Origin of the sequence: Motilimonas thetidivivens (assembly GCF_046452435.1) — a bacterium.
GTDB lineage: Bacteria > Pseudomonadota > Gammaproteobacteria > Enterobacterales > CBDFNC01 > Motilimonas.
In genome coordinates, this window is sequence record NZ_JBKFDK010000015.1 from 88,887 (window position 1) to 99,616 (window position 10,730).

Sequence of the window (10,730 nt, forward strand, 5' to 3'; positions counted from 1 at the left end):
ACCTGAATTGAGGTTAAATAGATGCCCGCAGCGCAGGACGTTCGTTAGGTACAACCGAGCCAAAATAACGTTGCTCAATAGCGCGATCTGTGATCATCGCTTGCTCAGAACGAGGGACAGGACCATATTTCTGGTTGGGGCTAAAACGATGAATATCATCTACTTTTAAAACCTGATCTAGCTCTGTATTGGCTACTTTGGTCACTGTTTGCTCTTGCTCAGCAGCTTGACTCTCATCAGCTCCTTGTAGCTCACGTTTACTAGAGGATAGTTCTGAATAGGCTGCATTTAATTGTCTCGTTGCCTCGGCAGCGATACGACGGTCTGCCACAGAAGGGCTTTGTGGTGCTAATGCAGCGGCACGCACTTGACGCATTTTTTGAATAGTTGCTTGAGGATCACCTGCCACAGGCGAAACACTGATGGGCACTTCACCCGATACCGCATAGCGTTTACCATCTGGGCCGCGTTCATAGCCGTAGCTAGGTTGGCCCGCATATTGTCCGCCAACGCTGGCATGGGCTTGTTCATGGATGACAACTTCGGTATGACGCGCTTCTAAAGAATCCACCACCTTTTGCTCTTGCGGAGTCAGTTGGCTTGGCTGTGGCTTCTTCTCTTGCTGCTGTTCTGATGCTTGCTGATCCGCTGCTTGTTGCTGCTGCGAGCCTTGCTCTGAGCCTTCTTGGCCTTCCTTACCATGAACAGTACGGATATCTGTATTTTGAGCTTCGCTAGCCTGTGAACTACCCGCATTTGTGTTGCCAACCTTGTTCTTGTCTTTTTCCGCCCCCACTTCGGTTTCGGCTTTGTAGGGCTCGGTTTTATTTAGCTGCGGAACTAATTCACGATAGCGATTTTCGTGGCGAGTAACATTTTGCTGCGGTTGAAGCGCTGCAGGGATCATTGGGGGTAGCTGAACATTGATATTCATTTTTATCTCCCCCCTAATCAGTTATTTAATCAATTATACGGTGTGGATAGTACAAGGGCTAAAAAGCCCATCAACTGAATTATTAGACCTTAATGTCAATAATACTGCCCATCATTTCATCTGCTGCGGTAATCACTTTGGCAGAAGCTTTAGCCTGATACTCAGCCACCTTAAGGTTTACCAGCTCAGTAATAACAGACTCTTGGGTTCTGTCATTGGGCAACAAGGTGGTAGCTGTTTGTCCATCTTGCACTAATGGTGTTGCGTTATTCGGCGCTGCGTTATTCGTGTCTGTGGTTGGGCTTGAATTAGCAACGGCTTGTTGCGCAATATTTATTGCGCTATTGGTTACTTGTTGCTGTGCCTTTTGAAATCCTTCGACCCCAAGGTTGAAAGCTGATTGAATATTCATAACGCAACTCTCACCCATAGACTAATAATGTGATTATGGCTCAAAACTGTTCATTTTTACAGCAACTTTTGTTTATTTACACCAAACAAAAGTGAATAAGCTGAGCGCAAAATTGCTCTTTATCGGTAACAAATGGCGCATGTGAAGATTTATCAAGGACATATATTTCACACTCGGGGGCTAACTTCGCCACTTCGTTCGCGGTCGCAATGGGCACTAAACCATCTAACTTACCGTACATGGCTAAAAACGGCATATCCAACGAAGCTAGCTGAGAGCGTAAATCGTCATGCTGCAGGATCATCAACCCGTCATGCAACGCCCTTTGATCGGGTAAAGGCTTTTCACCGAGCCAACCTTTTAAAGCCTTAATATCTTGGCGAGCCGATTCACTGCCCATGGCTTGTATTGCCAAAAAGCGTTCTATGGTGGTTTTAAAGTCGCCCGCTAAAGACACTATAAACTGCTCTAACACTTTAGGCGCAATGCCCGGCCAATTCTGTGTTTGAGCAAACTTAGGACTTGAAGCCACAGTAACTAAACGTCTTACTCGCTCAGGCTCAAGTAAAGCGGCCTGAGTGGCCACTAATCCGCCTAAAGACCAACCAACCCATACCGCCTCTTTGGGGGCTTTTGCTAGCACGGCGTGCGCGAGGGCTTTTAGGTTATGTTCAGCAAGTGGAGGGCTATCACCAAAGCCAGGTAAATCAATAAGGTGAACCGTAAAGTAAGGCTCTAACAAGGGTAAAACACCTTGCCAAGCAGCGCTGTTAAGGCCCCAACCGTGCAACAGTACAAGATCCCTACCTTGGCCTACACTGGTTATATGTAACTCTTGAGTCATCATCATGCTCATTATTCGAAATTGGGCCATGTTACCGCAAGTCCTAAGACATGCAAGCCAGAAACTAACGCAATATGGGCAAACATTATTACCCTTGAGCTGCTTGTTGTGCCAGCAAGGGGTCACTGCTGGGGTCATTTGCCCAACCTGCGTGGCAGACCTAGAACAGAGTTATTGTCATTGTCTTCGCTGTGGCTTACCGCTGCCATCAACACAAACCCAATGCGGCCATTGTTTAGCACATCAACCCAACTTTGAACGCCTTTATGCCTGTGGACTATTTCGCCCGCCGTTAAACCAGGTGGTGTTTCAATTGAAATATGCCAAGCAACCGTTATTTGCCAACATCCTCGGGCAAATGCTGGCCAATCAAGTAAAACAACAACTGCCCGCCAGCCAATCCCTGCCCGAGTTATTAGTTCCTGTTCCTTTACATGCCAAAAAAGAACGCCAGCGCGGATTTAATCAAGCTCAACTGATCGCCCAGCATTGCGGCCAGCAGCTGAATATCCCGGTCAATACAACAGCAGTAAAGCGCATTAAAAACACCCAAAGCCAAACCCAATTAACGCGCCAGCAACGCCAACAAAACATGCACCGGGCATTTAAGCAAATGACTGCATTACAAGGTATTAGCCACCTCGCCATCGTTGACGATATTGTTACCACGGGGGCGACGGCCAACAGTTTAAGTCAGGTACTCAAACAAGCGGGCGTGAAGAAAATTGATATTTGGTGTGTTTGCCGCACCGCTAACAGGCCGAAATCTTCTTAATAATCCGCCATCAAGCTTCACATCCAAGGCAGCGAATCAGGCCTAGCAACCCGTGTACTCAAGTAATTTCACACGAAAAATCGTTTTTTAGATACAAATCGGCTTGTTTTTGGCGTTATAATGCTTGAGTAATTTAGTCAGGTTTATTGAGGATAGTGATGATCAGTATTTCCAGTGCAGCGCAGCAACATTTTGTTAAGCTGCTGAGTTCGCAACCCGAAGGCACCAATATTCGCGTTTTTGTAGTTAACCCTGGCACACCTAATGCTGAGTGTGGCGTTTCATATTGCCCACCCGAAGCGGTAGAGCGTACCGATGTGATGCTGCCATTTGATGGCTTCGACGCACTCGTTGATGAAGTCAGTGCACCCTTTCTAGAAGAGGCAACCATTGACCTCGTCACCGAAGAAACCGGTACTCAATTAACGCTAAAAGCGCCTAATGCAAAAATGAAACGAGTAGCCGATGACGCCCCTCTGATTGAGCGTATCGAATACTTTATTCAATCAGAAGTAAACCCAGGCTTAGCGGGTCATGGTGGACATGTGAAGCTAATGGAAATTACCGAAGATGGTTATGCCGTAGTGCAATTTGGCGGTGGTTGTAATGGCTGTTCTATGGTCGATGTCACCCTAAAAGAAGGCATTGAAAAACAAATGGTAGCCACCTTTGAAGGTGAGTTAAAAGGCGTGCGTGATATTACCGAGCACCAAAGTGGTGAGCACTCTTATTACAAGTAATGCCATCTGTCGCTGATAAAAAAACCGCTTATCAAAAGCGGTTTTTTTGTTTCAATAGATTAATTAGATTATTCATCTTTTTTACTGCGTGCTAATAACGCAATGGCAGCAGCTTTCGCATCTTTACCTTGATAAAGCACTTGATATACCTGCTCAGTTATCGGCATTTCTACACCTAAACGTTGCGACAGCATAAATACTTCTTTGGTATTTCGATAACCTTCAACCACTTGGCCTATTTCATCTTGCGCTTCATCAACACTTAGACCGCGCCCTAGCGCCAAGCCAAAACGTCTGTTTCGCGATTGATTATCGGTACAAGTCAGCACTAGATCGCCAAGACCGGCCATCCCCATAAAGGTTTTAGGATCGGCATTTAACGCTGCGCCTAGGCGGGTTAGCTCAGCTAAACCTCGGGTGATCAACGCGGTTCGCGCATTGGCGCCAAAACCTAAACCATCGGCAAGTCCAGCACCAATCGCAATCACGTTTTTCACGGCGCCGCCTAATTGCACACCAATAAAATCTTCATTGGTGTAAACGCGAAAACGTTGCTCATTGTGTAATAAATCCGATAAGTCTTTAACAAACTCAGGATCGGTTGACGACAAAGAGATGGCGGTCGGTAAACCAGCGGCAAGCTCTTTGGCAAACGTTGGACCGGAGATCACCGCCAACGAAATATCAGGACCAAGCACATCAATAGCGACATCTTGCAGCAAACGGCCAGTTTCTGGCTCTAGCCCTTTGGTCGCCCAAGCAACTCGATGCTGCGGCGTTAACAAAGGCTTAATTTGCTTCAACACGATGCCAAAAGCATGGCTAGGAACCACCAGCAAAATATTACGCGAAGCCTGAATGCAAGTAGCTAAGTCTGATTCGACCTGCAAAGTGTCAGGAAAAGGGCAATCAGGTAAGAACTCTTGATTGCAGCGATCATGTGCCAAGCGAGCCATATGGTCGGCTTCATGGCCCCAAAGCAAAGTTTGATGTCCATTTCTGGCTAAAGAAATAGCAAGGGCGGTGCCATACGACCCCGCCCCCAATACAGAAATGGCTGCTGTTTTAGCCATAAATATTAAGAATCCAATTGTTCCGGTTGAGCTTGCGCTGCACGTTGTTGCATCGCTTGCGCAAACAGCGCATCGAAGTTAACAGGTGCTAGGTTAAGTTGTGGGAAAGTACCACGCGTTACCATACTAGTCACCGCTTCACGCGCATACGGGAATAGGATGTTAGGACAGAAAGCGCCCAAACAATGCGCAAGTTGTGGGTCAGGCATGTCGCCCACAGTGAAAATACCCGCTTGCTGAACTTCACATAGGAAAGCCGTATCTTCACCAATGTTCGCTGTAACGGTTAGTGAAAGTACAACTTCGTACACGTTATCCGCTAATTTGCCGCTCTTAGTGTCAAGATCTAACTTAACTTCTGGTTGCCAATCTTTTTGGAAAACTGCAGGAGAGTTTGGACATTCAAACGAAATGTCTTTTAAGAAGATGCGCTGGATATTGAAATCGATTTGTTGTTGCTGTTGCGCATTTTGTTGTTCTTCGGCCATCTTAATAGTCCTTAAAATAAAAATAAATCATGGGGCAGCCCCACTTAAAAATTAGCTTCTTTCATATCAGTGCACTCCGTTTGCACCTTGATGAAAGATAACATCGCATTATCTTTGCCTGCCTCGTATTAAAGCAGTACAACCAACCAAACTTAGGCTCTAACGAATCCTAGTGGGTGGTGAATTATTTTTTTGTCAGCGGCAGGTTGGCACTTTTCCACTCAGCTAAACCGCCTGTTAGGTTACTCACTTGAGTAAAACCAGCTTTAACCAGCTTATTAGCAGCGCCAGAAGATCGCATCCCTGTTGCACACACCACTATAATGGGGCTCTGTTTCAGATTTTCAATGCCGGTGAAAGTTCCTGCACTAATTTGTGACTCAGTTAAATGTTTTGCGCCAGTAATATGCCCTTTTTTGAACTCATCAAGGCTGCGAATATCCACCACCACCGCATCTTCTCGGTTCATCATCAAGGTGGCTTGTTGATGAGTCACGCTCTTAACGGGCGATAATTTGCTTTTAATCGTGGTGTAAACTAGAGCACCCGCGATACCAAACCAAGCGGCTACCAGCATCGGGTTTGCCGCAGCAAAATCCATATATTCTTGCATATTGTAATACTTCGTTGACTGAAAAAAGCCGATTATACCCGTGCTAGCGCAGAATATCAGCCTAGCAAAAACACAAATCCATCACTTTTTAGCACAATTAAGATCCAAGCCTACAGCGCAGCCTGAGTAATTGAGTTTGAAATAATACGAAAGGATTGAGCCAGATCTACAACATAGCATCTAAATGTAGTAAAATTACGCTAATTTTGTTTCTACAAATCTAACCAAAAGAGGTTCAAGAATATGGCTAAAAAGCCTTTAGTACTTATCATCATGGATGGCTGGGGTTATCGTGCAGATATGCCTGATAATGCAGTATCAAATGCCAACACACCAGTACTTGACGGACTATGTAAAGATTACGCCAATACCCTGATCTCTGCATCAGGCATGGATGTAGGCCTACCTGATGGTCAAATGGGTAACTCAGAAGTGGGTCACACCAACATAGGTGCAGGTCGTGTGGTTTACCAAAACCTAACTCGCATCACCAAAGACATTCGCGATGGCGTTTTCTTCGAAAACCCAGTATTAACTGGCGCTGTAGATAAAGCCGTTAATGCAGGTAAAGCAGTACACATCATGGGTCTACTTTCTCCAGGCGGCGTTCACAGCCATGAAGACCATATGCTAGCAGCCGTTGAATTGGCGGCGAAGCGCGGCGCAGAAAAAATCTACCTTCACGCGATCACCGATGGCCGTGATACGCCACCGCGCAGCGCACAAGGTTCAATTGAATTATTCGAGAAGAAATTCCAAGAGTTAGGTAAAGGTCGCTTTGCGACTATGGTTGGTCGTTATTTTGCAATGGACCGCGATAACCGTTGGGATCGCGTTGAGCAAGCTTACAACCTACTGACTCAAAGCCAAGCAGAATACCAGTTTGACAGTGCAACCGATGCGTTAAATGCCGCATACGCACGTGACGAAAACGACGAGTTTGTAAAAGCAACCGTGATCGGCGAAGCCGCGCCTATCGTTGATGGCGATGCTGTAATCTTTATGAACTTCCGCGCAGACCGTGCTCGTGAAATCACGCGTGCTTTTGTTGACTCTGATTTTGATGGCTTCAAGCGTCAAGTTGAGCCTAAGCTTGCTGACTTTGTGATGATCACCGAATACGCTGCCGACATTCACACTGCATGTGCCTACCCGTCAGAATCATTAACCAACACCTTAGGTGAATGGCTATCTGATCACGGTAAAACCCAGCTGCGTATCTCAGAAACCGAGAAATACGCACACGTAACATTCTTCTTCAACGGTGGTGTAGAAAAAGAATTTAAAGGCGAAGAGCGCTCATTGATTTCTTCTCCAGCTGTAGCCACTTACGATCTACAGCCAGAAATGAGCTCTGCCGAGCTAACCGAAAAGCTAGTTGCTGCCATTAAGAGCGACAAGTACGACGTGATCATCTGTAACTACCCGAATGGTGATATGGTTGGCCACACTGGCGTTTACGACGCAGCAGTTAAGGCGTGTGAAGCCGTTGATAGCAGCATAGGTCAAGTTATCGAAGCGCTGAAAGAAGTGGACGGCGAATGTTTGATCACTGCAGACCACGGTAACGCCGAGCAAATGATCGACCCTGAAACCGGGGGCGTTCACACAGCGCACACTAACCTACCTGTACCGCTAATTTACTTTGGCCGTGAAGCACAAGCTGTCGAAAGCGGTAAGCTAAGCGATCTTGCGCCAACCATGCTAAATTTGATGGGCATGGAAATTCCAGCTGAAATGACTGGTAAGCCACTGATGATTTTGAAATAATCCTTCCCCATGAAGGGGACTCGATTATTCATCAGACCAAGCAAAATGAGCGGTGCATGCACCGCCGTTTTGCTTTTTTTGTTTTTTGTCAGCGTGTTATCACCGGCCCAAGCTGAAAACTCTGAATTAGATAACGTCAAACAACAAATCAAAGCCCACCAGCAAAGTATCGCCAAACAAACAAAAGCGGTTTCACAACTACAACAAGAGCTTGCCGATGCAGAACAAGAAATCGCCAAGTTTGCTACCAAGTTACAAGCCAACAGCCAAGCGACCCGAGAAGCCCAGCAAACCTTAGACAAGTTGAAAATGTCAGCGGAGAAGCTTGAAGCCAGCCGCGACCAACAACAAAAGTTATTGGCGAACCAAATTGCCAGCGCCTATCGCACCGGCCAACACGACTATTTAAAAGTACTGCTCAATCAAGAAGATCCAACCAAGATAGATCGGGCAATCAGCTACTACCAATATCTGAATAAAGCGCGAATCAAAGCGCTACAAAAAATGCAAAATACCCTAGCGGAGCTTAATGAGAACCAGCAACAACAAAGTGCGAAAATAGCTCAGCTACAAAAATTAAAGCAAGATCACCAACTCCAACAAGAAAAACTTGCCGCCCAACAAACCGAGCGCGAGCAAACCATGGCGTCACTTAACAAAACGATTCTTTCCGAACAACAACAAATCAAGCAACTTGAAGACGCTGAAAAACACCTTTCCAAACAACTTGCAGAAAGCATTGAACAACAAAAAATTGAGCAAGAAATAAAGAAAATTAAAAAGCCACAACTGGATGGCCTACAACAATACAAAGGCAAGCTCAATTGGCCAATTAAAGGCCGAGTATTACATCAGTTTGGCGGTCATCGCAGCGGTCAATTACGCTGGAAAGGTATGTTAATTAAGGCGCGAGAAGGGGATGAAATTAAAGCGCTTTCTCACGGCCAAGTGGTCTACTCAGAATACCTTAAAGGTTATGGTATGGTCATGGTGATTGACCACGGTAAAGGCTTTATGAGCCTGTATGGCCATAACCAAGCCTTACTGAAAACCGTTGGCGAAACGGTGACTAAAAATGAAGTTATTGCACTAGCAGGACGCAGTGGCGGACAAAAACGCAGTGGTTTGTACTTTGAAATTCGATATCAGGGTAAGCCGCAAGATCCACGGAAATGGTTAACACGAAAATAAATGATACAAGGATTGATCAAACTACGCATACTCGGCTATGTGCTGAGCACGTTTTTATGCGTGTTAAGCCCCCTCGCCCAGAGTGCCAATATTGCCATCATCATAGATGATATTGGCAACAGCGAGCTTGACTATCAAGCACTTGAGCTCCCCAGTCAGGTCGCTTTATCGCTCTTACCCTTTACCCCACAAGCTCTGAGCATAGGCCAGCAAGCTTGGGCTCAAGAGCGCGATCTATTACTTCATATCCCGATGGAAGCCGTGGGTAAGAATAACTACCTAGGGCCTGGAGCTCTGCGCGCAGACATGGATGAAGTCGAGCTTAAAACCCAGTTAGAGCGCGCCATTATCTCCCTGCCCTTTGTCCAAGGGATCAATAATCACATGGGCAGTAAATTAACCACTATGGCCGATCCAATGCGCTGGACCATGGAAACCGTGCGCCGCCACGAGTTATTCTTCTTAGACAGTCGTACCAGTAAAAATACCGTGGCTGAGCGTACCGCCCAAGCGTTAGGCGTGCCTGTATTACGGCGTCATGTTTTTTTAGATAATTTGCGCAGCCGCAGCGCCATTGAGCGCCAATTTAACCTTGCTCTCAAGCTAGCTCAAAGCGGGCGAGATGTGGTGATCATTGGCCATCCCTACCCTGAAACCTTGGCCTTTTTACAACAGCGTCTCAACCAGCCTCTAGGCGCAGTCAGCTTAGTTAGTCTAAGCCAATTGATGCCATTAACCGAGCAAGCCATCGCGCAAAATAGAGAACCAACCACCACTGCTGAAATTGTTAACTAAGCCAATCAAGTCAGCCGCTCAAGCTCGCTAATATTGGCCATCGCAACAGCATTCGTTGCACCACAAACCGAAGGGCAAGGCTTAAAGTCGCTGCACACCTTTGGTCTTTCAGGGCGGCCAAATAAGCGACAAAGATTATCATCATTAAGCTGGATACAACGCACGCCCGCAGGCTTACCCTGCTCCATACCAGGAATAGCCGAGCTAATACTAGGCGCGATACAACATGCCCCACAACCCAAGCGACATTCCATAGATTACCTCTTTGCCCAATGGGCTTAACCTTTTATAATGACGCCATTCTAACTCGCCTCTCTTTGGAAGCATACCGCTGATCTTTTCTCAGGAGTCATTATGCGTTTAAGCGCCTTTTCACCACAACATGTCGAGCCTCAACTGTTACTCGACTTAAAGAAAATCTATCAGCCTGTCTGGCCTGAAACCGCACTCACCGATGACGTATTAACTCGGCTAATCAACCAAGCCAACCCGCAATTGTATGTAGCCATGTTTAATCAACGTCATATTGCCGCCGCGCAAATGACCATTGCCGAAGACCTAGCCAGCGTAAGCCAATTTGTGGTGAGAGACATTACCCGCAGACGCGGTGTAGGTAAGTATTTACTGACTGAAATAGAAAAGGCAGCAAAAGCACAAGGTGCTAAAGCCATTGACTGCGTCAACCCAACCAACAATCTAGACTACGCTGCTTTTTTACAAGCCATGGGTTATCAGCTCAACGGCCAACATGGGTCAAAAACCCTATAGCCCCTTTGTGCACTGGTAAGGCCTGAGCTTGCTCAAGGAATGGTGTGAGATATTCGCCGAGCAAGTTCTACTCCCACAGGGTTTCTGGCGAGAGGGTTAGCTTGTAGGACCTGAGCTTGCTCAGGGAATGGGGGCGATATTCGCCGAGCAAGCTCGGCTCCCACAGGGTTTCTGGCGAGTGGGTTAGCTTGTAGGACCTGAGCTTGCTCAGGGAATGGGCGGTGATTGTTCGCCGAGCGAGCTCGGCTCCCACAGGGGTTCTGGCGAGTGGGTTAGCTTGTAGGACCTGAGCTTGCTCAGGGAATGGGGTGAGATGTTTGCCGAGCT

General features: G+C 46.7%; 13 protein-coding genes. 6 read left to right on the forward strand and 7 right to left on the reverse strand.

Annotated features, from left to right (window positions below):
• Positions 1 to 13 precede the first annotated feature (13 nt).
• From ACK8OT_RS12515 to bioH, 3 genes are all read right to left on the reverse strand, one after another.
• Positions 14 to 934 (reverse strand): putative metalloprotease CJM1_0395 family protein, encoded by a 921-nt coding sequence (locus ACK8OT_RS12515; protein ID WP_410196854.1) that lies wholly within the window; start codon positions 932 to 934, stop codon positions 14 to 16.
• 82 nt (positions 935 to 1,016) lie between these two features.
• Positions 1,017 to 1,346 carry a hypothetical protein gene (locus tag ACK8OT_RS12520; protein WP_410196855.1) on the reverse strand — a complete coding sequence of 110 codons (330 nt, stop codon included), beginning with the start codon at positions 1,344 to 1,346 and terminating at the stop codon, positions 1,017 to 1,019.
• A 76-nt stretch (positions 1,347 to 1,422) separates the two neighbouring features.
• Complete coding sequence (gene bioH / locus ACK8OT_RS12525) at positions 1,423 to 2,220, reverse strand: pimeloyl-ACP methyl ester esterase BioH (protein ID WP_410196856.1); 798 nt, start codon at positions 2,218 to 2,220, stop codon at positions 1,423 to 1,425.
• Between bioH and ACK8OT_RS12530 the strand changes: the two genes are divergently transcribed.
• Together ACK8OT_RS12530 and nfuA are read left to right on the forward strand one after the other, a co-directional pair.
• Positions 2,195 to 2,965 (forward strand): double zinc ribbon domain-containing protein, encoded by a 771-nt coding sequence (locus ACK8OT_RS12530; RefSeq protein WP_410196857.1) that lies wholly within the window; start codon positions 2,195 to 2,197, stop codon positions 2,963 to 2,965. The two genes, bioH and ACK8OT_RS12530, sit on opposite strands and share 26 nt — an antisense overlap.
• A gap of 158 nt (positions 2,966 to 3,123) precedes the next feature.
• On the forward strand, positions 3,124 to 3,705 hold the full coding sequence (nfuA, locus tag ACK8OT_RS12535) for a Fe-S biogenesis protein NfuA (protein WP_410196858.1): 582 nt from the start codon (positions 3,124 to 3,126) through the stop codon (positions 3,703 to 3,705).
• Positions 3,706 to 3,773: 68 nt separating this feature from the next.
• On the opposite strand, the gene gpsA is transcribed toward nfuA, so the two are convergent.
• The 3 genes from gpsA to ACK8OT_RS12550 all read right to left on the reverse strand — a co-directional run bounded on the left by gpsA (position 3,774) and on the right by ACK8OT_RS12550 (position 5,879).
• Positions 3,774 to 4,778 carry an NAD(P)H-dependent glycerol-3-phosphate dehydrogenase gene (gpsA, locus tag ACK8OT_RS12540; protein WP_410196859.1) on the reverse strand — a complete coding sequence of 335 codons (1,005 nt, stop codon included), beginning with the start codon at positions 4,776 to 4,778 and terminating at the stop codon, positions 3,774 to 3,776.
• Positions 4,779 to 4,783: 5 nt separating this feature from the next.
• The gene (gene secB / locus ACK8OT_RS12545) at positions 4,784 to 5,266 is read right to left on the reverse strand and encodes a protein-export chaperone SecB (protein WP_410196860.1); all 483 of its coding nucleotides are present in this window, start codon (positions 5,264 to 5,266) and stop codon (positions 4,784 to 4,786) included.
• Between the two features lie 184 nt (positions 5,267 to 5,450).
• On the reverse strand, positions 5,451 to 5,879 hold the full coding sequence (locus ACK8OT_RS12550) for a rhodanese-like domain-containing protein (protein ID WP_410196861.1): 429 nt from the start codon (positions 5,877 to 5,879) through the stop codon (positions 5,451 to 5,453).
• 243 nt (positions 5,880 to 6,122) lie between these two features.
• Here ACK8OT_RS12550 and gpmM point away from each other — a divergent pair, with 243 nt between their 5' ends.
• The 3 genes from gpmM to ACK8OT_RS12565 all read left to right on the forward strand — a co-directional run bounded on the left by gpmM (position 6,123) and on the right by ACK8OT_RS12565 (position 9,635).
• Positions 6,123 to 7,649, forward strand: coding sequence for a 2,3-bisphosphoglycerate-independent phosphoglycerate mutase (gpmM, locus tag ACK8OT_RS12555; protein WP_410196862.1), 1,527 nt, complete (start codon positions 6,123 to 6,125; stop codon positions 7,647 to 7,649).
• Between the two features lie 69 nt (positions 7,650 to 7,718).
• Positions 7,719 to 8,840: a murein hydrolase activator EnvC family protein gene (locus ACK8OT_RS12560; protein WP_410196863.1), complete on the forward strand. Its 1,122-nt coding sequence runs from the start codon at positions 7,719 to 7,721 to the stop codon at positions 8,838 to 8,840.
• A complete protein-coding gene (locus ACK8OT_RS12565; RefSeq protein ID WP_410196864.1) occupies positions 8,841 to 9,635 on the forward strand; it encodes a divergent polysaccharide deacetylase family protein in 795 nt (264 codons plus the stop codon).
• 5 nt (positions 9,636 to 9,640) lie between these two features.
• Here the strand turns inward: ACK8OT_RS12565 and ACK8OT_RS12570 are convergent, their stop codons facing one another.
• Complete coding sequence (locus ACK8OT_RS12570; protein ID WP_410196865.1) at positions 9,641 to 9,889, reverse strand: YkgJ family cysteine cluster protein; 249 nt, start codon at positions 9,887 to 9,889, stop codon at positions 9,641 to 9,643.
• Positions 9,890 to 9,989: 100 nt separating this feature from the next.
• On the opposite strand from ACK8OT_RS12570, the gene panM reads away from it, so the two are divergent.
• Positions 9,990 to 10,403, forward strand: a complete 414-nt coding sequence (panM, locus tag ACK8OT_RS12575; RefSeq protein ID WP_410196866.1) for an aspartate 1-decarboxylase autocleavage activator PanM — start codon at positions 9,990 to 9,992, stop codon at positions 10,401 to 10,403.
• Positions 10,404 to 10,730 lie beyond the last annotated feature (327 nt).